This is a genomic window from Rhodopila sp. (assembly GCF_965277825.1).
Taxonomy (GTDB): Bacteria; Pseudomonadota; Alphaproteobacteria; order Acetobacterales; family Acetobacteraceae; genus Rhodopila.
In genome coordinates, this window is the sequence record NZ_OZ255846.1 from 174,567 (window position 1) to 200,090 (window position 25,524).

The 25,524-nt window shown below is 64.4% G+C and carries 22 protein-coding genes and 3 tRNA genes; 24 read left to right on the forward strand and 1 reads right to left on the reverse strand.

Going from position 1 to position 25,524, the window contains the following annotated elements:
• Positions 1–171: 171 nt before the first annotated feature.
• The gene (locus ACQY4T_RS01365) at positions 172–1,119 is read right to left on the reverse strand and encodes an IclR family transcriptional regulator (RefSeq protein WP_428536575.1); all 948 of its coding nucleotides are present in this window, start codon (positions 1,117–1,119) and stop codon (positions 172–174) included.
• Between the two features lie 289 nt (positions 1,120–1,408).
• Here ACQY4T_RS01365 and ACQY4T_RS01370 point away from each other — a divergent pair, with 289 nt between their 5' ends.
• From ACQY4T_RS01370 to ACQY4T_RS01485, 24 genes are all read left to right on the forward strand, one after another.
• The gene (locus ACQY4T_RS01370; RefSeq protein WP_428536577.1) at positions 1,409–1,984 is read left to right on the forward strand and encodes a VOC family protein; all 576 of its coding nucleotides are present in this window, start codon (positions 1,409–1,411) and stop codon (positions 1,982–1,984) included.
• A gap of 105 nt (positions 1,985–2,089) precedes the next feature.
• A tRNA-Leu gene (locus ACQY4T_RS01375) sits at positions 2,090–2,173 on the forward strand.
• A gap of 98 nt (positions 2,174–2,271) precedes the next feature.
• Positions 2,272–3,636, forward strand: a complete 1,365-nt coding sequence (tig, locus tag ACQY4T_RS01380) for a trigger factor (RefSeq protein WP_428536579.1) — start codon at positions 2,272–2,274, stop codon at positions 3,634–3,636.
• A gap of 112 nt (positions 3,637–3,748) precedes the next feature.
• The gene (gene clpP, locus ACQY4T_RS01385; protein WP_428542642.1) at positions 3,749–4,396 is read left to right on the forward strand and encodes an ATP-dependent Clp endopeptidase proteolytic subunit ClpP; all 648 of its coding nucleotides are present in this window, start codon (positions 3,749–3,751) and stop codon (positions 4,394–4,396) included.
• A 207-nt stretch (positions 4,397–4,603) separates the two neighbouring features.
• Positions 4,604–5,857, forward strand: a complete 1,254-nt coding sequence (gene clpX / locus ACQY4T_RS01390; RefSeq protein ID WP_428536581.1) for an ATP-dependent Clp protease ATP-binding subunit ClpX — start codon at positions 4,604–4,606, stop codon at positions 5,855–5,857.
• A gap of 340 nt (positions 5,858–6,197) precedes the next feature.
• A complete protein-coding gene (gene lon / locus ACQY4T_RS01395) occupies positions 6,198–8,576 on the forward strand; it encodes an endopeptidase La (RefSeq protein WP_428542645.1) in 2,379 nt (792 codons plus the stop codon).
• Between the two features lie 299 nt (positions 8,577–8,875).
• Positions 8,876–9,139, forward strand: coding sequence for an HU family DNA-binding protein (locus ACQY4T_RS01400; protein ID WP_428536583.1), 264 nt, complete (start codon positions 8,876–8,878; stop codon positions 9,137–9,139).
• 78 nt (positions 9,140–9,217) lie between these two features.
• Positions 9,218–9,292: transfer RNA gene (locus ACQY4T_RS01405), tRNA-Val, on the forward strand.
• Positions 9,293–9,358: 66 nt separating this feature from the next.
• Positions 9,359–9,435: transfer RNA gene (locus tag ACQY4T_RS01410), tRNA-Asp, on the forward strand.
• A 211-nt stretch (positions 9,436–9,646) separates the two neighbouring features.
• Entirely contained in the window at positions 9,647–10,012 is a 366-nt protein-coding gene (locus ACQY4T_RS01415; protein ID WP_428489398.1) for an NADH-quinone oxidoreductase subunit A, read from the forward strand.
• Complete coding sequence (locus tag ACQY4T_RS01420; RefSeq protein ID WP_428536586.1) at positions 9,978–10,571, forward strand: NuoB/complex I 20 kDa subunit family protein; 594 nt, start codon at positions 9,978–9,980, stop codon at positions 10,569–10,571. The genes ACQY4T_RS01415 and ACQY4T_RS01420 overlap by 35 nt, the downstream gene beginning before the upstream one ends.
• Positions 10,572–10,611: 40 nt before the next feature.
• Positions 10,612–11,220, forward strand: a complete 609-nt coding sequence (locus tag ACQY4T_RS01425; RefSeq protein WP_428542648.1) for an NADH-quinone oxidoreductase subunit C — start codon at positions 10,612–10,614, stop codon at positions 11,218–11,220.
• 4 nt (positions 11,221–11,224) lie between these two features.
• On the forward strand, positions 11,225–12,433 hold the full coding sequence (locus ACQY4T_RS01430; RefSeq protein ID WP_428536589.1) for an NADH-quinone oxidoreductase subunit D: 1,209 nt from the start codon (positions 11,225–11,227) through the stop codon (positions 12,431–12,433).
• Between the two features lie 3 nt (positions 12,434–12,436).
• On the forward strand, positions 12,437–13,063 hold the full coding sequence (locus ACQY4T_RS01435; protein WP_428536592.1) for a complex I 24 kDa subunit family protein: 627 nt from the start codon (positions 12,437–12,439) through the stop codon (positions 13,061–13,063).
• Complete coding sequence (gene nuoF, locus ACQY4T_RS01440) at positions 13,064–14,359, forward strand: NADH-quinone oxidoreductase subunit NuoF (RefSeq protein WP_428536595.1); 1,296 nt, start codon at positions 13,064–13,066, stop codon at positions 14,357–14,359.
• A gap of 4 nt (positions 14,360–14,363) precedes the next feature.
• Positions 14,364–16,421 (forward strand): NADH-quinone oxidoreductase subunit NuoG, encoded by a 2,058-nt coding sequence (gene nuoG, locus ACQY4T_RS01445; protein WP_428536598.1) that lies wholly within the window; start codon positions 14,364–14,366, stop codon positions 16,419–16,421.
• A 4-nt stretch (positions 16,422–16,425) separates the two neighbouring features.
• Positions 16,426–17,433: an NADH-quinone oxidoreductase subunit NuoH gene (nuoH, locus tag ACQY4T_RS01450; protein ID WP_428536601.1), complete on the forward strand. Its 1,008-nt coding sequence runs from the start codon at positions 16,426–16,428 to the stop codon at positions 17,431–17,433.
• Positions 17,434–17,541: 108 nt separating this feature from the next.
• Positions 17,542–18,030 (forward strand): NADH-quinone oxidoreductase subunit NuoI, encoded by a 489-nt coding sequence (gene nuoI / locus ACQY4T_RS01455; RefSeq protein ID WP_428536604.1) that lies wholly within the window; start codon positions 17,542–17,544, stop codon positions 18,028–18,030.
• Positions 18,027–18,719, forward strand: a complete 693-nt coding sequence (locus ACQY4T_RS01460) for an NADH-quinone oxidoreductase subunit J (RefSeq protein ID WP_428536607.1) — start codon at positions 18,027–18,029, stop codon at positions 18,717–18,719. The genes nuoI and ACQY4T_RS01460 overlap by 4 nt, the downstream gene beginning before the upstream one ends.
• Positions 18,720–18,755: 36 nt before the next feature.
• Positions 18,756–19,067 (forward strand): NADH-quinone oxidoreductase subunit NuoK, encoded by a 312-nt coding sequence (gene nuoK, locus ACQY4T_RS01465; RefSeq protein ID WP_428536610.1) that lies wholly within the window; start codon positions 18,756–18,758, stop codon positions 19,065–19,067.
• A 58-nt stretch (positions 19,068–19,125) separates the two neighbouring features.
• Positions 19,126–21,054: an NADH-quinone oxidoreductase subunit L gene (gene nuoL, locus ACQY4T_RS01470; RefSeq protein ID WP_428536613.1), complete on the forward strand. Its 1,929-nt coding sequence runs from the start codon at positions 19,126–19,128 to the stop codon at positions 21,052–21,054.
• A 7-nt stretch (positions 21,055–21,061) separates the two neighbouring features.
• The gene (locus tag ACQY4T_RS01475; RefSeq protein WP_428536616.1) at positions 21,062–22,594 is read left to right on the forward strand and encodes an NADH-quinone oxidoreductase subunit M; all 1,533 of its coding nucleotides are present in this window, start codon (positions 21,062–21,064) and stop codon (positions 22,592–22,594) included.
• A 13-nt stretch (positions 22,595–22,607) separates the two neighbouring features.
• Positions 22,608–24,029 carry an NADH-quinone oxidoreductase subunit NuoN gene (gene nuoN, locus ACQY4T_RS01480; RefSeq protein WP_428536619.1) on the forward strand — a complete coding sequence of 474 codons (1,422 nt, stop codon included), beginning with the start codon at positions 22,608–22,610 and terminating at the stop codon, positions 24,027–24,029.
• Positions 24,030–24,436: 407 nt separating this feature from the next.
• Positions 24,437–25,456 carry a hypothetical protein gene (locus ACQY4T_RS01485; RefSeq protein WP_428536622.1) on the forward strand — a complete coding sequence of 340 codons (1,020 nt, stop codon included), beginning with the start codon at positions 24,437–24,439 and terminating at the stop codon, positions 25,454–25,456.
• Positions 25,457–25,524 lie beyond the last annotated feature (68 nt).

The following is a 25,524-nucleotide window of genomic DNA, read 5'->3' on the forward strand; positions in this document are numbered from 1 at the left end:
GTGCCTATGCGCGGCCGACCTTCGCGTGATGCGTGGTTCGACGCCGGTCACTTAGGCTGGATCGAGGGTGGGCAACAAGCGCGCACGTACCACGCTCGCCCGGTTGGCCCGAACCGGCCGCCCGCGGCAAAGCCCCCGCGCCGCCCGCGGCAACGCCCCCTGCGCGGTGCCTTACCGGAAGATCGTATGCGGCCGCGACGACGTCAGCATGCCGCCGTTCAACGGCCAGCCCGCTGGGGCCGGCTCGTCGCGCATCAGCCCGCCGCTGGGGGCCGGCTTGGCCGCGGCACCCAGCGCCTGCGACAGCCGGGCTGCGGCGTCGATCACCTGCGGCAGCAGGTTGCGCGGACGCGGCGGGCGCATCCGCATCGACGGAGAACTGATGTAAAGCACCGCGACCACCGCCGCCGCCGCATCACGCACCGGGGCCGCGATGCCCACCGCGCCGGCCACAACCTCGTCCGATGTAATCAGATAGCCGCGTGAGCGAATGCGCTGCAGGTCCGCGGCGATCCAGGTGGCATCGATGCGCGTCGCCGGGGTATAGCGGTTGAGCCGCTGCGCCAGCAGTTGCGTCTGAACCGACTCCGGCGCGAAAGCCAGCAGGATGCGGCTGCTGCCGGCATGCAGCGGACCGCGCTTGCCGACCTCGGAATACATCCGCAGGGTCGGGTCGGTCTGGTAGATCGAAACGGTCTCACTTTCCATCCCGTCGCGCACGCGCAGGTAGACGTTCTCGCCGGTGGCTTTGCCGAGCGCCGCCAGGAACGGCATCGCCGTTGCCGCCAGCGCGCCCTGTTCCGAGGCCGCCCGACCCAGCGCACTCCATCGCGCCCCCAGGCGCCACAACCCACGGGCATCGTCCTGGATGGTAAAACCGCGCGACTGCAGCGTCCGCAACAGACGAAACGCGGCAGTGCGAGTGCAACCCGCGCTTTCCGCCAGCGCCGCCAGCGACGCCGGGCCAAGTCGTGAAAGCGCTTCCAGCAGGTCGATGGTCCGATCGACCGCGGCTATGTTGTAGTCACGCGGGGCCGAGTCTGAAAACCGATCCGGAAGGGTAGGGGGCGCCTTAAGCTTTGGCTTGGAAGTTCCATTGCTACTCTTGGCTATCCCCATCTGTCCGATCCCTTCGCTTTAGGTGCGCGGTAGTGGCTCTCGTACCTCAATTCGCACGAAAGCACCGCACTCGCACCAAAATTACTCGCTAGTAGACTTACATCCCGCAAACGCTCGAGCAAAAGGCCTAAACGCATGGGTGCTATGCGTTCCGCTGGTCGTCCCCTGGGCGTTCCGCTGGTGAACCCGGATCCGCGGGCGCCAAGGTGACCCGGCCGCTTGCACGACGCCGAAGTGTGCGGGACGCTCGAGGCCAACGCGAGGAACGTCCAAAAGCAGGAGGAATGCGATGACCAGGCTGTTGTCCCGCCCCCCGGAACGACTGCATCACCACGCCTACGTGGTCAAGGATCAGGAGGCCAACCGGCGGTTCTTCGAGGATGTGCTGGGCATCCCGCTGACCGCAACTTGGTGCGAGCGGCATTTCAACCCGTGGGTCAACCGCGACGTGGCGTTCTGCCACACCTTCTACAGCTTGGGCGACAGCGGCGCGCTGGCGTTCTTCTCATTCGCCGACGATGAGGTGTATCGGAAGTGCCAAGCCGAGCGGCCGCCGGAGATCGGCAACTTCGATCACATCGCGTTCAAGGTCGACGACGCGATCTACGATGAATTGTTGGCCAGGGTGGAAGCAGCGGGCGAGCCCGTGCGCGAGAGCGATCACGGCTACTGCCGCTCTATATACTGTAGGTCCCCATACTGTAGGTCCCCCGACGGCCTGATCGTCGAATTCACCGTCGATCCCCCAAATGCCGCCCAGATTGACGCGGCGCGCCGCGTCAACGCCCATTCTGAATTGGCGCGCTGGATCGCCGGGGACCACCGAACCAATAACGATCTGCGGACCCACCAGGCGGCCGAATAGCGGGGCTACAATCCTGCTGTAGCGCGTGACATTGCTTGTGGCGCCGCGGAGCCTGCGCTAAAGCGCCGCGTTCGGTCGCATCACGCGATCCCGAACGGTGGCCGCGCGGGCGTGGTGAAATGGTAGACACGCCAGATTTAGGTTCTGGTGGCGAAAGCCGTGGGGGTTCAAGTCCCTTCGCCCGCACCATCCGCGCACGAGCATCCGCTCCGTCCGCATCGCCCACGCGGGGCGCTCTCGGGCGGTGACGTGGTTGAACAGATGATTTGGCAGGAATGGCTGAAAAAATGCATGTTACCGAGACGCTCGCCGACGGATTGAAGCGCAACTACACGGTGGTGCTACCGGTCGCGGACCTCGAATCCCGCCGCACCGAACGGCTGACCTCGATCGGCAAGACGCTGCGCCTGCCGGGGTTCCGTCCGGGCAAAGTGCCGTTCCCGATCGTCAAACAGCGCTACGGCACCGCGGTTTCCGCCGAAGTGCTGGAACAGTCGGTTTCTGAAGCCAGCCGCCAGGTGCTCAGCGAACGCGGCTTGCGCCCCGCACAGCAGCCCAAGGTCGATGTGGTGACGGAAAATCCCGCCGCGCTGGCCGCCGATCTTGAGTTCACCATGATGCTGGAATTGTTGCCCGAGATCGCCCTGCCCGATTTCAGCAATATCGAGCTCACTAGGGTCAAGACCGAGGTGGCGCCTGAAGCGGTCGACAAGGTACTGGAACAGATCGCCAAGGCGAACCACTCCCTGACGCCCATCCCAGCCGAGGCCATCGACGCTCGCGGCCACGGCGCGGCGGCCGGCGAGGTGCTGACGATCGACTACCTGGGCAAGATCGACGACGTGCCGTTCGAGAACGGCGCCGGCAAGGATACCCCCGTGGAAATCGGCGCCACCGGCTTCATCCCCGGCTTCGCCGAACAACTGGAGGGCGCGCGTCCGGGAGAAACCCGGACCATCAACGTCAGCTTTCCCGAAAACTACGGCAAGGCCGATCTGGCGGGCAAGGCGGCGACCTTCGACATCACCGTGCAACAGCTCAGCACCCAGATCATTCCCCCGATCGACGACGAATTGGCGAAAAAGCTCGGTGTCGATGACGTCCCCGCGCTGCGCGAAGCGGTGCGCACCCGCCAGCAGCAGGAATACGATGGTATCTCCCGGCTGCGGCTGAAGAAAGCGCTGCTCGATGAACTGACCAAATTGGCCGACTTCCCAGTGCCCGCCTCCATTGCCGACCAGGAATTCGACCAGATCTGGCAGCGCCTCGAGGCCTCCCGCAAGGAGGGCACCGAGGACGAGGCGGACAAGACCAAGGACGACGAGACGCTGCGTCGGGAATATCGCGAGATCGCCGAACGGCGGGTTCGGCTTGGCCTGTTGCTGGCCGAGATCGGCCGTATCAACAATATCACCGTTTCCGATCAGGAACTCGATCGTGCGCTCTATCAGCGCGCGATGCAGTATCAGGGTCAGGAGATGCAGATGCTGGAACTTTACCGCAAATACCACCAGCTCAGCGACTCTGTCCGTGGCCCGCTGCTGGAGGATAAAGTCGTTGATTTCGTGGTCGAATTGGCCAAACTCACCGATACGGTGGTGACACCGGAGGAACTCGCCAAGGAGCCGGAAGCTGAAACGGTCCAAGTCTAATCGCCTGCGGGCCTGGCACCGGCCGATCATCCGGGTTGCTGGAAATCGCGCTCGGTGCGCCTACTTACGCAATGGCTAACCTGTTCGATCCTTGGAACGTTAGGTGATCAAGATGCGCGACCACGACCCCGTCGAAGTCTATGCCAACTCCCTGGTGCCGATGGTGGTCGAGCAGACCGCCCGCGGCGAGCGCGCGTTCGACATCTATTCGCGGCTGTTGAAAGAGCGCATCATTTTCCTGACCGGAGCGGTTTACGATCAGGTCAGCGCCCTGATCTGCGCCCAGTTGCTCTATCTGGAGTCGGAGAATCCGGGGAAGGACGTCTCTTTTTACATCAACAGCCCGGGCGGTGTGGTATCCGCCGGCCTGGCGATCTACGACACCATGCAGTACATCCGCAGCCCGGTCAGCACGGTCTGCATCGGCCAGGCGGCATCCATGGGCAGCCTGTTGCTGACCGCCGGTGCCAAGGGCAAGCGGTACGCCCTGCCGAACGCCCGCGTCATGGTGCATCAGCCGTCCGGCGGCGCCCAGGGGCAGGCCACCGACATCGAGATCCAAGCCCGCGAAATCCTCACCCTGCGCAAACGCCTGAACGAGATCTATGTCAGGCACACCGGGCAGCCGATCGAAGCCATCGAACGCAAATTGGAGCGTGACACCTATATGTCAGCCGAGGAGAGCCGCGATTTTGGTTTGGTTGACGAAGTGGTGGAGAGCCGGCCATTGCCCGAATCGTCCGATACCTCAAAGAGCTAAACCCGGTTATCCACAGGATCGGCCAGGCGGGTGGCGCCCCGCCGCCCCCGAATCGTGTTTCCGTTCAATTCATTGTGGTCTGCGCGGTCGGTTTCGCCGTATGATTGATGGCGTTTCCAGGGTCTGACCACCCGCGGTGCTTGTCCCGACCGCCTGTCAGGGGTTATCGTTCCCCATTGTGCCCCTGTGTTCGGGGGAGGAGTACGCATGAGCAAGTCCGGCGATTCGAAAAACACCCTCTATTGCTCGTTCTGCGGCAAGTCGCAGCACGAGGTTCGCAAACTCATCGCCGGTCCGACCGTCTTCATCTGCGACGAGTGCGTCGAGCTTTGCATGGACATCATCCGTGAGGAGCACAAGACGCATCTGGTCAAGTCCCGCGACGGCGTCCCGACCCCGCGGGAGATCTGCAAGGTGCTGGACGACTATGTCATCGGCCAGGACCATGCCAAGCGGGTATTGTCGGTCGCGGTGCACAACCACTACAAGCGCCTGGCGCACGGCCAGAAGAACAACGACGTCGAAATCGCCAAGTCCAACATCCTGCTGGTCGGCCCCACCGGATCGGGCAAGACCCTGCTGGCACAGACCCTGGCTCGAATTTTGGACGTGCCGTTCACTATGGCCGACGCCACCACGCTGACCGAGGCCGGCTATGTCGGCGAGGATGTCGAAAATATAATCCTGAAGCTGTTGCAGTCGGCCGACTACAACGTGGAACGGGCGCAGCGCGGCATCGTCTATATCGACGAGGTCGACAAGATTTCGCGCAAGTCCGACAACCCCTCGATCACCCGCGACGTCTCCGGCGAAGGCGTGCAGCAGGCGCTGCTGAAGATCATGGAGGGCACCGTCGCCTCGGTCCCGCCGCAGGGCGGCCGCAAACATCCGCAGCAGGAGTTCCTGCAGGTCGACACCACCAACATCCTGTTCATCTGCGGCGGCGCCTTCTCCGGGCTCGAGCGCATCATCGGTGCCCGCGGCAAGGGTTCGGGGATCGGTTACGGCGCCGAAGTCCGCTCCCCGGATGAACGCCGCATGGGTGCCATCCTGCGTGAGGTGGAACCCGAGGATCTGTTGAAATTCGGTCTGATCCCCGAATTCATCGGCCGTCTCCCGGTGGTCGCCACGCTGGAGGACCTCGACGAAGGCGCCCTGATGGAGATCCTCACCAAGCCGAAAAACGCCCTGGTGAAGCAATACGGCCGGCTGTTCGAGATGGAGGGCGTCAAGCTGTCGTTCACCGACGACGCACTGAAATCCGTCGCCACGCGCGCCATAGCGCGCAAGACCGGCGCCCGCGGGCTGCGCTCCATCATGGAGCAGATTTTGCTCTCGACGATGTTCGACCTGCCCGGCCTGGACGGCGTCGAAGAGGTCGTCATCAACCGCGAAGTGGCGGAGGTGCGCGCCAATCCGCTGTACCTTTATGGCAAGGAGCGGGCAGAAAACTCCGCCTGATCGAACGCCCGACCCGGAATACGTCTCGCGGCGGCGCGACCACGGATTTCAAGGGCTTGCGGCACCCCGTCTGGCGGCCATATCCGGCCAACGAGTTGTGACAGACCCATGAAAGCGTCTTCCGTGCCGCTACCGGGCGGAAATCCACGCTGACTGTCCCTTTAGGAGGTCAAACATGACGGAACAGGATCGACCCTCGGACAAGCCAGGGCCTTCGGACAAATCAGGGCCTTCGGACAAACCAGTCACCGCGGACAAGCCCGCCGCCGACAGACCCGCCGCGGACAATCCCGCCACGGACAAACCGGCCGCGCTGGCAAAGCCAGGCCACGGCGACCTGATGGCGGTACTGCCGCTGCGTGACATCGTCGTCTTCCCGCACATGATCGTTCCGCTGTTTGTCGGGCGAGAAAAATCCGTGCGCGCGCTGGAAGCGGTGATGAAAGAGGACAAGCAGATCCTGCTGGTGGCGCAGAAGAATGCCTCGCAGGACGATCCGTCGGTCGAGGACATCTTCCGCATCGGCACGGTGTCCACCATCCTGCAACTGCTGAAGCTGCCGGACGGTACGGTAAAGGTGCTGGTCGAGGGCGGCCGCCGCGCCAAGATCGCCAGCTTCCAGGAAACCGAATCACACTTCGAGGCGACCACCGAACCGCTGCCGGATGTCGGCGGCGAGAAGAAGGACCTGGAAGCGCTCGGCCGCACTGTCGTCTCGCAGTTCGAGCAGTACATCAAGCTGAACAAGAAGATCGCCCCCGAGGTGCTGGTCTCGCTGAACCAGATCGAGGAGCCTTCGAAGCTGGCCGACACTGTTGCCAGCCATCTCAACCTGAAAATCCCCGAAAAGCAGGACCTGCTGGAAATCGCCAAGATCAGCGAGCGGCTGGAACGCGTGTTTGGCCACATGGAGTCCGAAATCGGCGTGCTCCAGGTCGAGAAGCGCATCCGCAACCGCGTCAAGCGGCAGATGGAGAAGACCCAGCGCGAGTATTACCTGAACGAGCAGTTGAAGGCGATCCAGAAGGAACTGGGCGAAGGCGAGGACGGCAAGGACGAAAACGCCGAACTCGAGGCCCGCATCAAGAAGACCAAGTTCTCCAAGGAAGCGCGCGAGAAGGCCGTCGCCGAATTGAAGAAGCTGCGCACCATGAGCCCGATGAGCGCCGAGGCCACCGTGGTGCGCAACTACCTCGACTGGATGCTATCGATCCCTTGGAAAAAGCGTAGCAAGATCAACAACGACGTGGTCGCCGCCGAAAAGGTGCTGGAATCCGATCACTACGGCCTCGACAAGGTCAAGGAACGTATCATCGAATACCTCGCGGTGCAGGCCCGCTCGCCAAAGGTGCGCGGCCCGATCCTGTGCCTGGTCGGACCACCCGGCGTCGGCAAGACCTCGCTGGGCAAATCCATCGCCAAGGCCACCGGGCGCAACTTCGTCCGCATGTCGCTGGGCGGCGTGCGCGACGAGGCGGAAGTGCGCGGCCACCGGCGGACCTATATCGGCTCGATGCCGGGCAAGGTCATCCAGGGCATGAAGAAGGCCAAGACCTCCAACCCGCTGTTCCTGCTGGACGAGGTCGACAAGCTGGGCTCCGACTGGCGCGGCGACCCGTCCTCGGCGCTGCTGGAAGTGCTGGATCCGGAACAGAACTCGACCTTCGCCGACCATTATCTGGAGGTCGACTACGACCTGTCGGACGTGATGTTCGTCACCACCGCCAACAGCCTGCGTATGCCGCAGCCGCTGCTGGATCGCATGGAGATCATCCGCATCCCCGGCTACACCGAGGACGAGAAGGTCGAGATCGCCAAGCGCCACCTGATCAACAAGCAGGGTGAGGCGCATGGCCTGAAGAAGGAAGAATGGAGCATCACCGAGGATGCCCTGCGCGACGTGATCCGCTACTATTCACGCGAAGCCGGCGTCCGCAACATGGAACGCGAGATTGCCAACCTGGCACGCAAGTCGGTCAAGGAGATCGTCACCAAGCACACGGCGAAGGTCTCGATCACCCGCAAGAACCTGGAGAAGTTCGCCGGCGTGAAGAAGTTCCGCTTTGGCGAGACCGAGGCCGAGGACATGGTGGGCGTGGTCACCGGCCTGGCCTGGACCGAGGTGGGCGGCGAGATCCTCACCATCGAATCGGTGCTGCTGCCCGGCAAGGGCAACGTCAAGCAGACCGGCAAGCTGGGCGACGTGATGCAGGAAAGTGTGTCCGCCGCGCTCAGCTACGTCCGCAGCCGCTCGCTGCGCTTCGGCATCAAGCCGACGCTGTACGAAAAGCGCGACATCCATGTCCATGTGCCCGAGGGTGCCACGCCGAAGGACGGCCCGTCGGCCGGCGTCGCCATGGCAACCTCGATCGTGTCGATCCTCACCGGCATACCGGTGCGCCGCGACGTGGCAATGACCGGTGAGATCACCTTGCGCGGCCGGATCCTGCCGATCGGCGGCCTCAAGGAAAAACTGCTGGCGGCGCTGCGGGCTGGGATCACCACGGTCTTCATCCCGAAGGAAAACGAGAAGGACCTGGCCGAAATCCCGGACAACGTCAAAAAGCACCTGAAACTGATTCCGGTGGCCGACGTCGACGAGGTCATTGCCCAGGCCCTGGCTCGTCGCCCGATCCCGATCGAGTGGGAAGAACCGCCCGAACCGCCCGTGCCGACGCCGGCCGCGCAGCCGGCGACACAGGCCTCGCTACCGCACTGACGGCTCTCAGAACCCCGGGGTGGCTTGGCCGCCCCGGGGGCCCGCGCCAGCCCAAATCGCGTCCTCAGCTCCCTAAGGTCCTTCTTGCGTCGGCGGCAGAGGCTGTTCGGCCAAGCCCTGGGCGCGGCACCGCCGATATCCGCAAAACCCGCCGCGCAGGCCGGTTTTCCCCAGAAATCCGCGCCCTTAGCATTGACGCGGCAGAAATCCCGCCGGTAGTGTCCGCGCGTTCTTGCGGGCGACCCTTCGGTAGCCCCGATTCGCGATCTTGCAGATTGAGAGGAAACGCCGTGAACAAAATGGACCTCGTTGGCGCGGTGGCCGACGGAACCGAACTCTCCCGCGCCAAGGCGGGCGAAGTCGTCGATGCCGTCTTCGGTGCCATCGGCGATGCGCTGAAAAAGAAGGAGGAGGTCCGCCTCGTCGGTTTCGGCACCTTCGTCGCGGCGGTCCGCAAAGCCAGCACCGGTCGCAACCCTCGCACCGGCGAGGAAATGGCGATCCCGGAATCCACCACCGTCCGCTTCAAGGCCGGCAAAGGCCTGAAGGATTCCGTGGGATGATCCGCCTCGCCCGCCGGCGGTCCCCTGCTCTTGCGTGGTCGGACCGCGTTACGTGATGGGTCACGAGACGAGCAAATAGGGCGGTTAGCTCAGCGGTAGAGCGTCTCGTTTACACCGAGAGGGCCGGCGGTTCGAACCCGTCACCGCCCACCACGACGACCGGCGCGCAACGCCCTTGACGCCGATATAAGCCCAGCATAAACGCTCCCCCCTGCCGCTGCGGGTGTAGCTCAGTTGGTTAGAGCGCCGGCCTGTCACGCCGGAGGTCGCGGGTTCGAGCCCCGTCACTCGCGCCAGCGGCGACCACCCCGTCCTTTCTCCAACCGCCGGCTCGGCTATCGCCCGGCGCGGGCATCGATTTGCCGCTGTCCCCTATGGCGGTGCCGGCGAGATCGGTCTACTGTCCGCCTCGTGCTGCATCGCGGGAGGGGACAGGCTGGCGCCACCGGCGTTTGGCTCGTCCCGTGCTGCACTGGCAGCAACTCGACTTAGCGCGGACCCCCCCTCATGCAGCCAGTTCTCTTCGGATATCTGCCGATCCTGGTGTTCCTCGTGATCGCCGGGGGTATCGCCCTCGCCATGGTCACCGCCTCACTGCTCGCCGCCCGCCAGAAACCGTACCCGGAAAAGCTGTCGGCCTACGAATGCGGGTTCGAGGCATTCGACGATGCCCGCCGCCGGTTCGACGTCCGCTACTACCTGGTCGCCATCCTGTTCATCATCTTCGATCTCGAAGTCGCCTTCCTGTTCCCCTGGGCGGTTGCGCTGAAAGGAATCGGCGCTTTTGGCTTCTGGTCGATGGTCGCGTTCCTTGGCGTTCTCACCGTGGGCTTTATCTATGAGTGGTGCAAAGGCGCGCTGGAGTGGGAGTAGCAGCATGAACGATGCCACCGAATTGGCCTGGAGCCCCGACCATCTGCCGCCGGCTGAGCAACAGGACGCCGTCATTAAGGGCATCACCGGCGAAATCGCCGATAAGGGTTTCCTGGTTGCCAACCTCGACAAGGTGGTGAACTGGGCGCGAACCGGCAGCCTGTGGCCGATGACCTTCGGCTTGGCCTGCTGCGCGGTCGAGATGATCCACGCCTACATGCCGCGCTACGACCTCGACCGGCTGGGCGTCATCCCCCGAGCCTCGCCGCGGCAGAGCGACGTGATGATCGTCGCCGGCACGCTGACCAACAAAATGGCGCCGGCCCTGCGCAGGGTGTACGACCAGATGCCGGAACCGCGCTGGGTGATCAGCATGGGAAGCTGCGCCAACGGGGGCGGCTATTATCACTATTCGTACTCCGTCGTGCGTGGCTGCGACCGCGTGGTGCCGGTGGACATCTACGTGCCCGGCTGCCCGCCGACCGCCGAGGCCCTGGTCTACGGCATCATGCAGTTGCAGAAGAAGATCCGCCGCACCGGGACCATCCTGCGTGGCTGAAGAGACCCCCCCAACCGCCGCACCGCCGCCACCCTCGGCAATGGAATTGCTGGGACAAGCCGTCGCCTCAGTCCCCGGCGTGTCCGGCGTCCGCATCGAGGCCGGCGAACTGGTCGCCCAGGCCGCCCGCGACTCGCTGCTGTCGGTCATGACCACGCTACGCGACGACCCCCGCCTGGCGTTCGAGCAGATGATGGACCTGTGCGGCGTCGATTGGCCGGAACGCGGCGAACGCTTCGACGTCGTCTACAACCTTTTGTCGGTGTCGCTGAACCAGCGGGTGCGGGTGATCATCACCACCGATCCGAACACCCCGGTGCCGTCGGTCCACACCGTCTGGCCGGTCGCGACCTGGTGGGAACGCGAGGCCTGGGATCTGTTCGGCATCGCCTTCTCCGGCCAGCCCGACCTGCGGCGCATCCTCACCGACTACGGCTTCGAGGGCCACCCGCTGCGCAAGGATTTCCCGATGACCGGCTATGTCGAGGTCCGCTACGACGAGGACCGCAAGCAGGTGATCAACGAACCGGTGCGGCTGACGCAGGATTTCCGCAGCTTCGACTTCATGTCTCCGTGGGAGGCGATGACGACCCTGCCGGGCGACGAGAAGGTGTTCACCGAACGGGGCGCCGAACAGGCGAAAGGCTAGGGCTATGAACGACGCGACGGGCACGGTGCCCTCCGCCAAGACGGTCGAGATCGACAGTCATTCGATCAATTTCGGTCCGCAGCATCCGGCCGCACATGGCGTGTTGCGGCTGATCCTCGAACTCGACGGCGAGGTGGTCGAACGCGCCGACCCGCATATCGGACTGTTGCACCGAGGCACCGAAAAGCTGATCGAGTACAAGACCTACATGCAGGCGGTGCCGTATTTCGATCGCCTCGATTATGTCTCGCCGATGTGCGAGGAGCATGCTTTCGCGCTGGCGGTCGAGAAACTGCTGGGCATCACCGCGCCCGATCGCGCGCAATGGATCCGCGTGCTGTTCGCCGAAATCACCCGCGTGTTAAATCACTTGCTTAATGTCACGACCTACGCTCTCGACGTCGGCGCCATCACGCCAAGTCTTTGGGGCTTCGAGGAACGCGAAAAGCTGATGGAATTCCACGAGGCGGCCTCCGGCGCTCGGCTGCACGCCAACTACTTCCGCCCCGGCGGCGTGGCGAAAGACCTGCCCGCCGGTCTGTTGGGCAGGATCGAACAATGGTCGAAGACCTTCCCCAAATTCGTCGACGAACTGGAAGACCTGCTGACCGGCAACCGGATCTGGAAGCAGCGTACCGTCGACATCGGGATCATGTCGTCGGAACTCGCCCTGGCCTGGGGTTTCAGTGGCCCACCGCTGCGCGCCTCCGGCGTCCCCTGGGACCTGCGGCGGTCCCAGCCCTACGACAAATATTCCGAGGTCGAGTTCCAGATCCCGGTCGGCCGCAACGGCGACTGCTACGACCGCTATCTGGTGCGCCTGGCCGAGATGCGGGAAAGCGTGAAAATCATCCAGCAGGCCATCGGCCTGATGCAGCCCGGCCCGATCAAGGTGCAGGACAGAAAGTTCTCTCCGCCCACGCGCGGCGAAATGAAACGCTCGATGGAAGCCTTGATCCATCACTTCAAGCTGTTCACCGAAGGCTATCACGTGCCGCCCGGCGCGACTTACACCACGGTGGAAAGCCCCAAGGGCGAGTTCGGCGTCTATCTTGTCGCCGATGGGTCCAACCGCCCATATCGCTGCAAGATCAGGTCCACCGGTTTCGCCTTCCTGCAGGCTACCGATGTGATGACAAAGCGCCACATGCTGGCCGATGTCAGTGCGATCGTCGGGTCCATGGACGTCGTGTTCGGCGAGATCGACAGGTAGACCATGGCACAGACCAACGGATCGGCATCCCAGCCGTCCAGCTTCGCCTTCGATGACGCCAGCGAGGCTGAAATCAGCAGGATTGTCTCCCGCTACCCGGCCGGCCGCCAGGCCAGCGCGGTGATCCCGGTGCTATACGTCGCGCAGAATCAGATGCGGCGCCAGACCGGCAGCGCCTGGGTGCCGATCAAGGCGATGGATGCGGTCGGCGCTCGGCTTGGCATGCCGCCGATCCGGGTCTACGAGGTCGCCACCTTCTACCTGATGTTCAACACCAGCCCGATCGGCACCTATCATCTGCAGGTCTGCACCACCACGCCGTGCTGGCTGCTCGGGTCCGACGACATCACCGAGGCCTGCCGCAAGGCGACCGGCATCAAGGGCTGGGGCGAGACCAGCGAGGACGGCGTGTTCACGATGACCGAGGTGGAATGCCTCGGCGCCTGCGTCAACGCACCGATCCTGCAAGTGGACGATGATTTCTACGAAGACATGGACGCCGAAAGGGTCGACCAACTGCTGGCCGCGTTGCGTCGCGGCGACCGGCCCAAGCCGGGCTCGATGACGGGTCGGCAAACCTCGGCCCCCGAAGGCGGACCAACCACGTTGACGACTGTGCAGGAGGGTTAGATGCTGCAAGACAAGGACCGCATCTTCACCAACCTGTACGGCGTGCACGACCCATTCCTGGCGGGCGCGCGTGCCCGCGGCGACTGGGATGGCACCGCGGCGATCCTGGCGCGCGGCCGTGACGCCCTGATCCAGGAAATGAAGGACTCCGGCCTGCGCGGCCGCGGCGGCGCCGGCTTCCCCACCGGCCTGAAATGGTCGTTCATGCCCAAGCAGTCCGATCGGCCGTGCTACCTGGTGGTGAACGCCGACGAATCCGAACCGGGAACCTGCAAGGATCGCGACATCCTGCGCCACGATCCGCACAAGCTGATCGAAGGCTGCCTGGTCGCCGGTTTCGCGATGGGCGCCACCGCCGCCTACATCTACATCCGCGGCGAGTTCTACAACGAAGCCTTGGTGCTGAAACGCGCTATCGACGAAGCCTACGAAGCCGGGTTGATCGGCAAGAACGCCTGCGGCTCCGGCTACGACTACGACGTCTTCCTGCACCGCGGCGCCGGCGCCTATATCTGCGGCGAAGAGACCGCGTTGCTCGAAAGCCTCGAGGGCAAGAAGGGCATGCCGCGGATGAAGCCGCCATTCCCCGCCGGCGTCGGGCTGTATGGCTGTCCGTCAACCGTGAACAACGTCGAATCGATCGCCGTGGCGCCCACCATCATGCGCCGCGGCGGGTCATGGTTCGCCAGCCTCGGCCGGCAGAACAATACGGGAGAAAAAGTTTTCTGCATCTCCGGCCACGTCAACAAACCCTGCAATGTCGAGGAGGAACTCGGCATCCCGCTGCGCGAACTGATCGAGCGCTACGCCGGTGGCGTGCGTGGCGGCTGGGACAACCTGCTGGCGGTGATTCCGGGTGGCGCGTCGGTGCCGCTGATCCCGAAATCGGTCTGTGACGACGTGCTGATGGACTTCGACAGCCTGCGCGCCGCGCGCAGCGGCTTGGGCACCGCGGCGGTCATCGTGATGGACAAATCCACCGACGTGATCAAGGCCATCACCCGCCTGTCCAAGTTCTACATGCATGAAAGCTGCGGCCAGTGCACGCCCTGCCGCGAGGGCACCGGCTGGATGTGGCGGGTGATGACGCGCATGGGCGAGGGCCGCGCCACGCCGGATGAAATCGATACGCTGGAGCAGGTGACGCGCCAGGTCGAGGGCCACACGATCTGCGCCCTCGGCGACGCCGCCGCGTGGCCGATCCAGGGCCTGATCCGGCACTTCCGCCCGGTGATGGAAGCCCGCATCGCCGCCTACAAGAAGCCCGCCCGGCCGATGCCGATGGCGGCGGAGTAGCAGAATGGCCAAGGTCACCATCGACGGCATCACCATCGACGTCGCCAACGGCTACACCATTCTGCAGGCCGCCGAACAGGCCGGCGTGGAAATCCCGCGCTTTTGCTACCACGACCGCCTGTCGATCGCCGGCAACTGCCGCATGTGCCTGGTCGAGGTGGAAAAAGCCCCGCCCAAGCCGATCGCCTCCTGCGGTTATCCGGTCGCCGACGGCATGGTGGTGCACACCGACACCAAGATGGTCCGCAACGCCCGCCGCGGCGTGATGGAGTTCCTGCTGATCAACCACCCGCTGGATTGCCCGATCTGCGACCAGGGCGGCGAGTGCGACCTGCAGGACCAGGCCATGGGCTACGGCATGGACCACTCGCGCTACGAAGAAAACAAGCGTGCCGTGCCGGACAAGAACCTCGGCCCGCTGGTCAAGACCTCGATGAACCGCTGCATCCACTGCACCCGGTGCATCCGCTTCATCACCGAGGTCGCCGGTGTCCCCGACCTCGGCGCCACTTCCCGCGGCGAGCACATGGAAGTCGGCACCTACGTCGAAAAGGCGCTGGGTTCCGAACTGTCCGGCAACATCATCGACCTCTGCCCGGTCGGCGCGCTGACCTCGAAGCCCTACGCCTTCGTCGCCCGCTCCTGGGAATTGGCCAAGGTCGACAGTGTCGACGTGCTCGACGCGGTCGGCAGCAACATCCGCATCGACGCCCGCGGCACCGAGGTACTGCGCATCCTGCCGCGCATCAATGAAGACGTTAACGAGGAATGGATCGGCGACAAATCCCGCTTCGCCCTCGATGGCCTGCGCCGCCGCCGGCTCGATCGTCCGTGGCTGCGCCAGAACGGCAAGCTGCGCCCCGCCACCTGGAATGAGGCGTTCGACGCCATCGCCGCCAAACTCAAGCCATTATCCGGCGACCGCATCGGTGCCATCACCGGTGACCTGTGCGATGCCGAGAGCGTGCTGGCACTGAAAGACCTGTTCACCAGCCTGGGCTCCGCCAACCTGGACTGTCGCCAGGACGGCGCCAAACTGGATGCCTCACGGCGTGACTTCTACTGCTTCAATACTTCGATCGCCGGCATCGAGCAGGCCGACGCGATCCTTATCGTCGGCTCCAACCCGCGCCACGAGGCACCGGTGCTGAACGCGCGGATTCGCAAGGCGTGGCTGGCCAGCGGTATGCCGATCGGCCTGATCGGCGAGGACACCGACCTGACCTACGCAACGACCCACCTCGGCGCCTCGCCCGCGCTGCTCACCGACCTGCATGCTGGCTCGAATGACTTCGCCAAGGTGCTCGCTAACGCATCAAAGCCGATGATCATCCTCGGGCAGGGGGCGCTGGCGCGTCCTGACGGCAGCGCGATCCTGGCCGCCGCCTGGCGGCTGGCGGCGCAGGTCGGCGCGCTGTCACCCGACTGGCACGGTTTCAACGTGCTGCACACCGCGGCGGGCCGCGTCGGCGCCCTGGATCTGGGTTTCGTCCCCGGACCAAATGCCAAGTCGGTCGACGCCATGCTGTCCGGCGGCGTCGATCTGCTTTGGCTGCTGGGCGCCGACGCGATCGACGCGGCCCGCATCGCTGCGGGCACTTTCGTCGTATATCAAGGCCATCATGGCGACGCCGGCGCGCAACGCGCCGACGTGATCCTGCCCGGCGCCGCCTACACCGAGAAATCCGGCACCTACGTCAACACCGAGGGGCGCGTCCAGCGCGGCTTCCGCGCGGTCTATCCGCCGGGCGATGCGCGCGAGGACTGGACCATCCTGCGCGCATTCAGCGCGGTGATCGGCAAGACCCTGCCCTACGACACCATCGAGGCCCTCCGCACCCGGATGGAACAGATCAACCCGGTGTTCGGCCGCATCGGCTCGCTTGCCCGGTTCGGCTGCTCCGATCACACCGGTCCGGTCGGCGATCCGGCGGTGCTGTCCGATGCGCCGCTGACTTCAAACGTGCCAAACTATTACTTAACCGATCCGATAAGCCGATCCAGCCCGACCATGGCGGCGTGCGTGCAGGCTCAGTCGGCGCCAGCCTTGGCGGCGGAATAGGCCGATGTACGACTTCTTCCACAACACCAATATCGGCCTCGTCATCCTTACATTCGCCGAGTCGCTGGCACTGATCGTGCCGCTGCTGATCAGCGTCGCCTACCTGACCTATGCCGAACGCAAGGTCCTCGCCGCGGTGCAGTTGCGCAAGGGTCCGAACGTGGTCGGCCCGTTCGGACTGTGGCAGCCGTTCGCCGACGCGCTGAAGATGCTGATGAAGGAGACCATCATCCCCTCGGGGGCGAACCGCCTGCTGTTCCTGATGGCACCGATGCTGACCTTCGGCCTGGCGATGATCGCCTGGGCGGTCATCCCGGTGAACCAGGGCTGGGTCGGTGCCGACATCAATGTCGGCATACTCTATCTGTTCGCGATTTCCTCGCTGGGCGTCTACGGCATCATCATCGCCGGCTGGGCGTCGAACTCGAAATACGCCTTCCTCGGAGCCATGCGTTCGGCCGCGCAAATGGTCAGCTACGAGGTCTCCATGGGCTTCGTTCTGGTCTCGGTGCTGCTCTGCGTCGGCAGCCTGAACCTGTCCGACATCGTTCGCGCGCAGCATACCGTGTGGTTCTGCATCCCGCTATTCCCGATGTTCGTCGTGTTCTTCATCTCGGCACTGGCGGAAACCAACCGCTCCCCGTTCGACCTGCCGGAAGGCGAATCCGAGATCGTTGCCGGCTTCTTCGTCGAATACTCCTCCATGAGCTTCGCACTGTTCTTCCTCGGCGAATACGCCAACATGATCCTCATGAGCGCGATGACCACCATCCTGTTCCTCGGCGGCTGGTTGGGACCGTTCGGCCTGCTGCCGCAAATCGGTGTCATCTGGTTCGTGCTGAAGGTCTGCTTCGTGCTATTCTTCTTCCTCTGGGTGCGGGCCACCTTCCCGCGCTACCGTTACGATCAACTGATGCGACTGGGCTGGAAGGTGTTCCTGCCGCTTTCGCTGCTCTGGCTGGTGATCACCGCCGGCGCGCTGATGGCGTTCGGCTGGCTGCCCAATGCATGATGGCCCAACGCATAATTGTCTGAACAATCTGTCGGTGCCTCGAACCACCCGACCAGCCGGACTCGGCCCGCTCAGCGTCGGCACCGACGAAGTCAAGGATTCCCGCTAATGGCATTCCTCGACCGCACCGCGCGCAGCCTGGTTCTTGGCGAACTCGCCGCCGGCATGTGGCTGACGCTGCGCTACTTCTTCCGCCGCAAGGCGACGATCAACTATCCGTTCGAAAAAGGCCCGATCAGCCCGCGCTTCAAGGGCGAACACGCCCTGCGCCGCTACCCCAACGGCGAGGAACGCTGCATCGCCTGCAAACTGTGCGAGGCGATCTGTCCGGCCCAGGCCATCACCATCGAAGCCGAACCGCGCGCCGACGGATCGCGCCGCACCACCCGCTATGACATCGACATGACGAAATGTATCTACTGCGGCCTGTGCGAGGAAGCCTGCCCGGTCGATGCCATCGTTGAGGGTCCGAACTTCGAATTCGCCACCGAGACCCGCGAAGAGCTGATGTACAACAAGGACAAGCTGCTGGAGAACGGCGACCGGTGGGAGCCTGAACTCGCCCGCCGGCTGGAACTGGACGCCCCCTACCGATGATCACCGCGATCCTGTTCTACCTGTTCGCCGCGATCCTGTTGGCCTCGGCGGCGATGGTGGTCACCGCGCGCAATCCGGTCCACTCGGTGCTGTTCCTGATCCTGGCGTTCTTCAACGCCGCCGCTCTGTTCCTGATCGCCGGGGCCGAGTTCCTGGCGATGATCCTGGTCATTGTCTACGTCGGCGCGGTCGCGGTGCTGTTCCTGTTCGTGGTGATGATGCTGGACGTGGACTTCGCCGAATTGCGCGGCGGCTTCCAGCGCTACTGGCTGATCGGCGCCACGGTCGGCGCAGTGCTGTTCGTCGAGCTCGCCGCGGTGCTCGGCGGCTGGGCACTATCGCCGGGGGCAGTGCAGTTGCGGATGTCGCCGACCCCCGCCGGGATGTCCAATACCGAGGCACTCGGCCGGATTCTCTACACCGACTACGTCTTCCTGTTCCAGACCGCCGGCCTGATCCTGATGGTGGCGATGATCGGCGCCATCGTGCTGACGTTACGAGACCGCAAGACATCCCGCCACCAGAATATCCGGCGGCAAACCGAACGCACGGTGGCCGAGACACTGCAGATGATGTCGGTATCGGTCGGCGCCGGCACCACCGCCTCCGGCGGAAACCTGCCGCCCAAACAATCCGAACCCGAACCGGTCGAGGAACACGCCGCGACAGGAGCCGGCCATGGCCACTGACCGCGCAACCCTCATCCCACACCAGGTCCCGCAACCATGACACAGGTCGGCCTCGGCCCCTTCCTCGTGGTGTCCGCCATCCTCCTGGTGCTGGGCATCTTCGGCATCTTCCTCAACCGCAAGAACGTCATCGTCATCCTGATGTCGATCGAGCTCATCCTGCTCGCGGTAAACCTGAATTTCGTCGCCTTCTCCGCCGCCCATAACGACCTCGCCGGCCAGGTCATGGCCATGCTGGTGCTCACCGTCGCCGCGGCCGAGGCAGCGATCGGTCTCGCCATCGTCGTGATCTACTTCCGCAATCGCGGGTCGATCCAGGTTGAAGACGTCAACCTGATGAAGGGCTGAAACCGGTGGCCGCGTCTCAGACGACCCGACAGCGCCCAGCCGCGCCAAGGATTTGCCCATGATCTTCCCGATCGCCGTCTTCGCCCCGCTCGCCGGCGCCCTGGTCTCCGGCCTGCTCGGCCGCGCGATCGGCGACAAGGCCGCGATGAGCGCCTCCATCCTCGGCATGGTGATCGCCGCCATCTGCGGCCCGCTGGCATTCTTCCAGTTGGTCGCCGGCGCCGATCCCGGCGTGCTCGACCTCGGCAGTTGGATCGAGGCCGGCCGCTTCCACGTCGAATGGGCGCTACGCTACGACACGCTGTCCGCGGTCATGGTGGCGATGGTTTCATTCGTGTCGATGCTGATCCACATTTATTCGATTGGCTACATGGGACACGAGACCAACCCGAAATACCGCTTCTTCGCCTACCTGTCGCTGTTCACCTTCGCCATGCTTATGCTGGTCACCGCCGACAATCTGACCCAACTGTTCTTCGGCTGGGAAGGCGTCGGCCTCTGCTCCTACCTGCTGATCGGCTACTGGTATGATCGCCCGGCTGCCAATGCCGCCGCGATCAAGGCCTTCGTCGTCAACCGCGTCGCCGACCTGCCGTTCGCGGTCGGCCTGGCACTGATCTTCTTCAAGTTCGGGTCGCTCGATTTCGGAGTGATCTTCCCCGCCGCCGCCCAGCACGCCGCCGACAGCTACACCCTGTTCGGCACCACCTTCCCCGCGCTCGAGGTCATCGGCTTCCTGCTGTTCATCGGCGCCATGGGCAAGTCGGCCCAGCTCGGCTTCCACGTCTGGCTGCCCGACGCCATGGAGGGTCCCACCCCGGTCTCCGCCCTGATCCATGCCGCGACGATGGTGACCGCCGGCGTGTTCCTGATGGCGCGGATGTCGCCGCTGATGGAATACGCCCCCACCGCGCTGGGATTCGTGACCTTCATCGGCGCCTCCACCGCACTGTTCGCCGCCACCATCGGCTGCGCCCAAAACGACATCAAACGGGTCATCGCCTACTCCACCTGCTCCCAGCTCGGCTACATGTTCGCCGCCGCCGGCGTGGGTGCTTTCCAGGCCTCGATATTCCATCTGATCACCCACGCCTTCTTCAAGGCGCTGCTGTTCCTGTCCGCCGGGTCCGTCATCCATGCGATGTCGGACGAGCAGGACATGCGCAAGATGGGCGGCCTGGCGCGGGTCATTCCCATCACCTGCACGGTGATGTGGATCGGCAACCTGGCACTGGCCGGCATTCCGCCGTTCGCCGGCTCGTATTCCAAGGACGCGATCATCTCGGCGACCTATGCCGCCGGCACCGGCATCGGCATCTACGCCTTCATCTGCACCGTGCTGGCCGCGTTCTTGACCGCGTTCTACTCCTGGCGGCTGCTGTTCATGACCTTCCACGGCAAGTCGCGCGCCGACCACCACGTGCTGGAGCACGCCCACGAAAGCCCGTGGGTCATGCTCGGCCCGCTCATCGTGCTCTCGATCGGCGCGATTTTCGCCGGCTGGGCACTGGACAACTGGTTCATCGGCGCCGACTGGCAGCATTTCTGGAATGGCGCGATCTTCAATGCCCCGAACAACCACGTCATCGAAAACCTCGAGCACGTCCCCGCCTGGGTCGAATTCGCCCCCCTGGTCTTCGCCCTGCTCGGCATCGCCGCGGCCTTCCTGATGTATATCGTCAACCCGCTGCTGCCGGTGCGCCTGGCACAAAGTTTCAACGGCATCTACCGCTTCGTGCTGAACAAATGGTACTTCGACGAACTGTATAACACCATCTTCGTGCAGCCGGCGATCCGCCTGTCGCGCCTGTTCTGGCAGGTCGGCGACGCCACCATCATCGACGGCGTGCCCAACGGCCTCGCCGAACTGACCACCGACGGCTCGCGCCAGGTGGTGAAGATCCAGACCGGCTCACTGGCGGTCTACGCCTTCGTCATGCTGATCGGCGTCGTCGTGCTGGTCGGCATCTTCATGCTGAGCCGGTGAGGTTGCCATGAACCCCGTCACCAACGCCGCCGGCTTCCCGGTCCTCTCACTGATCACCTGGCTGCCGCTGGTCGGCTGCCTGATTATCATGTTGGTGCGCGGCGACGAGCAGACCGTCGCCAGCAACGCCCGCTGGACCGCGTTGTGGACCAGCCTGCTGGTGCTGGTCCTCTCGCTTGTACTGTGGGTCAAGTTCGACCAGTCCGAGGCCGGCTTCCAGTTCAACGAACGGGTCACCTGGCTGCCCGACTACAAGGTCGGCTACAGCATGGGCGTCGACGGCATCTCCGTGCTGTTCGTGCTGCTGTCCACCTTGCTGACGCCGATCTGCATCCTGTCCGCCTGGGACGCCATCCACACCCGCGTGCGCGAGTTCATGATCAGCTTCCTGGTGCTGGAAACCATGATGGTCGGCATGTTCTGCGCCACCGACTTCGTGGTGTTCTACATGTTCTTCGAGGGCGTGCTGATCCCGATGTATCTCATCATCGGTGTCTGGGGCGGCCCCCGCCGAGTCTACGCCGCGGTCAAATTCTTCCTCTACACGCTGACCGGCTCGCTGCTGATGCTGCTGGCCCTGCTGGCGATGTGGCTGCACGCCGGCACCACCGACATCCCGACCCTGATGCACACCAGCTTTCCGGCCGGGATGCAGAACTGGCTGTTCCTCGCCCTGTTCGCCTCGTTCGCGGTCAAGGTGCCGATGTGGCCGGTCCACACCTGGCTGCCCGACGCCCACGTCGAGGCACCGACCGCCGGATCGGTCATCCTGGCCGGCGTGCTGCTGAAGATGGGTGCGTACGGCTTCCTGCGTTTCTCGCTGCCGATGCTGCCCAACGCCGCCGCCGCGTTCGCCCCGTTCATGTTCACCCTTTCAGTCGTGGCGGTGATCTACACCTCGCTGGTCGCCTTGGCGCAGCAGGACATGAAGAAGCTGATCGCCTACTCCTCGGTCGCCCATATGGGCGTCGTCACCATCGGCATGTTCACCTTCAACGTCCAAGGCATCACCGGGGCGCTGTTCCAGATGCTGTCGCATGGGATCGTTTCGGCCGCGTTGTTCCTGATCGTCGGGGTGGTCTACGACCGCATCCACACCCGCGAGATCTCGCGCTACGGCGGCCTCGCCGACCGCATGCCGGCCTACTCGCTGATCTTCATGCTGTTCATGATGGCCTCGGTCGGCCTGCCCGGCACCGCCGGTTTCGTCGGCGAGTTCCTCGTCATCATCGGCTCCCTGCAAGTCAATTTCTGGCTCGCCTTGCTCGGCGGCATGGGGATGATCCTGGGCGCGGCCTACATGCTGTATCTCTACCGCCGCATCATCTTCGGCCGCATCACCCGCGACGACCTGCGCAACATCCTCGACCTCACCCCGCGCGAGTGGGCGGTATTCGCGCCGCTGATCGTCCTGACCTTGTGGATGGGGATCTATCCGTCCAGCTTCACCGGCTACTTCGACGCCAGTGTTGGGGCGATGGTGCAGCAGCACACCGCGGCGCTCGCCGCCACCACCAAGCTCGCCGCGGCGATGCACTGATCGGGATGCACGGATGAACTGGACCCTCGCCCTGCCCGAGATCGTGCTCGCCGCCATCGGCATGGCGACGCTGATCTTCGGCGTGCTGCGCAAGCAGGACAGCACCTCGCTCTGCACCATGTTCGTCATCGGCGGCTTCCTGATCGCCGGCCTTCTGGTGCTGACCCGAACCAACGGCTTCGGCTTCCGCGGCCAGTTCGTGTCGGACCCGTTCAGCGCCTTCAATCAGATCCTCATCCTGGCCGGCGCGGCCCTGTCGTCGATCATGGCGCTGGACTGGAATCGCTCCGAGGGAATCGCCCGCTTCGAGTTCCCGGTGCTGATGCTGTTCTCCACCGTCGGCATGATGATCATGGCCTCGGCGTCCAACCTGATGACGCTGTATCTCGGCCTGGAACTGCAATCCCTGGCGCTCTATGTGCTCGCCGCGTTCGCCCGCGACGATCTGCGTTCGTCCGAGGCCGGGCTGAAGTATTTCGTGCTTAGCGGTCTGGCCTCCGGCCTGCTGCTCTACGGCATGTCGCTGGTCTACGGCTTCTCCGGCACCATGGATCTGTATTCGCTGCGCGACCTGCTGGTGCATCCGCAAGCCGCTTCCCCCGGCCTGGTGGTCGGCATCGTGTTCGTCCTGGTCGGGCTGGCATTCAAGGTCTCGGCGGTGCCGTTCCACATGTGGACGCCAGACGTCTACGAAGGCGCACCGACCCCGGTCACCGTATTCTTCGCCACCGCCCCGAAGGTCGCCGCGATGTCGCTGCTGCTGCGCGTGATGGGCACGTCGTTCGCTTCCCTGGTCGGCGCCTGGCAGATCCTGGTGGTGATCGTCTCGATCGCCTCGATGCTGCTGGGCGCGTTCGCCGCGATCGGGCAGACCAACATCAAGCGGCTGATGGCGTATTCCTCCATCGGCCACATGGGCTATGCGCTGATCGGCCTGGCGGTGGGCAACGCCGCCGGGGTGCGCGGCACCCTGGTCTATATGGTGATCTACGTCTTCATGACCGCCGGGACGTTCGCCTGCATCCTGGCGATGCGCCGCCGCGGCCGAGCAGTTGAGCAGATCTCCGACCTCGCCGGCCTTGCCGCCAACGATCCGGCCTTGGCGCTGGCGCTGGCCGTCTTCATGTTCAGCTTGGCCGGCATCCCGCTGATGTCGGGCTTCTTCGCCAAACTTTACATCTTCCTGTCAGCCGTGCAGGCCGGCCTGTGGACGCTGTCGGTGATCGGCGTGCTGACCAGCGTCGTAGGCGCGTTCTATTATATCCGCATCATCAAGGTAATGTACTTCGATCCGGCGGCAGAACGCTTCGACCCGAGGCCCGCCTCATTGTCCTTCGTGGTTGCGGCAACCGGACTGTTCACCGGGTTCTTCTTCCTGTTCCCGGCCCCGGTCGTGTCCGCGGCGCAGGCGGCGGCCGGGGTATTGTTCCACTGACAGCTTTCCACTGGCAGCCTGGCCCCTGGCAGTTTTGCCCGTAGCGGTTTTGCCCCCTGGCGGTTTTGCCCCCTGGCGGTTTTGCCCCCTGGCGGTTTTGCCCCCTGGCGGTTTTGCCCCTGGCGGGTTTGCCCCTGGCGGGTTTGCATTGAGCGAGCGTGTGCTGCCGGCCTATACCCGACCGATCCGCTAGCCGATCGCAGAAAAGCGTGAGGCGCCGAACGTCCACGATTTGCCGCGTGAATCGGATACTTTAACAAGTAACGACGTATCGCGCGTCTCTGACGCGGGATACTAGTCAGGAGCGAAATCCGCTGATGGACGCTGACCCGAACCACGCGTCGCTCGACGACCGCAGCCTGGTGCTACAATTCGAAAGCATCGGCGACAACTGCGAGCTCGGCCTCGTGCAGCGCCGCGCCGGGGAAGAACCGCTGGGACTGCTTCGTTTCGCCGGCGTCCCTTTGCGAAATCTGTTGCGCGGGCTGAAAGCAGGTTTCGCCAATATCGCCGATCCCAACCATATCCGCCTCAGCCCCGAAAACGGCGAGTACATGGTCAAGCTGACCAAGTACGACTTCACCTATCATGCGCACGTCAAGCTCAACGAAATGGCGCCGGAGGCGCTGCACCGGCAGCAGTGCCGCACCGTCGGTTTCCTCGCCCAAAAGCTGCTCGACGACCTGCGCCATCCCGTCAAGATATTGGTCTTTCGCCAAAACGAACCGCTGCTGGCGGGCGATCTGATCGACCTGCGCATCGCGCTGTCCGGCTACGGCCCAAGTCTCCTGCTGTTGGTGCAGGCCGCCTGCACCGGCCACCCTCCAGGAACGGTGGAGGTCGCGGATGACCGCATGATGGTCGGCTACGTGCGCCGCCTCGCCGAACGCGAGGCCGTGCCGGACCTGGACTTCGACTCCTGGATGCGGATGCTCCGCCGCGCCCATGCGCTCTGGTCGCACGCCCGGGACGGCCGCCTGGTGCGCCAGGCCGTCGAACCCGCACGGCGCACCGCACTGACCTTCGGCACCGAAGGCAACGCCGGCGCCTCGCTCGGCTACGGTTGGTCCGGACCCGAGGCCGGCCACCAATGGGCGGTCGACGAGCGTAGTCTGATCACCGTCGAAGTCCCTGGGCCAGCCGAAGAGTATTGGCTGGAAATGGATGTCCTGCCATTTGTCAGGCCGCCATTGCTGCCGCGCCAGCGGCTGGACGTGGTCGTCGGCGGAACCCTGGTGCGCAGTTTCGCCCCATTGCCGCGTGGCGAGGTGGGCTGCGTATTGCCAGGCCATCTGCTGGCCGATCGCCCGACAGTGGACATCGTCCTGCACCACCCCCACGCCGCCAGCCCCATGCTGGTGGCGGGAGAGGCCGACGACAGGCGCCTGGCCGTCTCGTTCCGCCGGCTCGCCCTGGTGTGCGCCTGATCGGGGTGTGCGCCTAACCGGGGTGTGCGCCTAATCGGGGTGTGCGCCTAACCGGCTTTTTGACATCG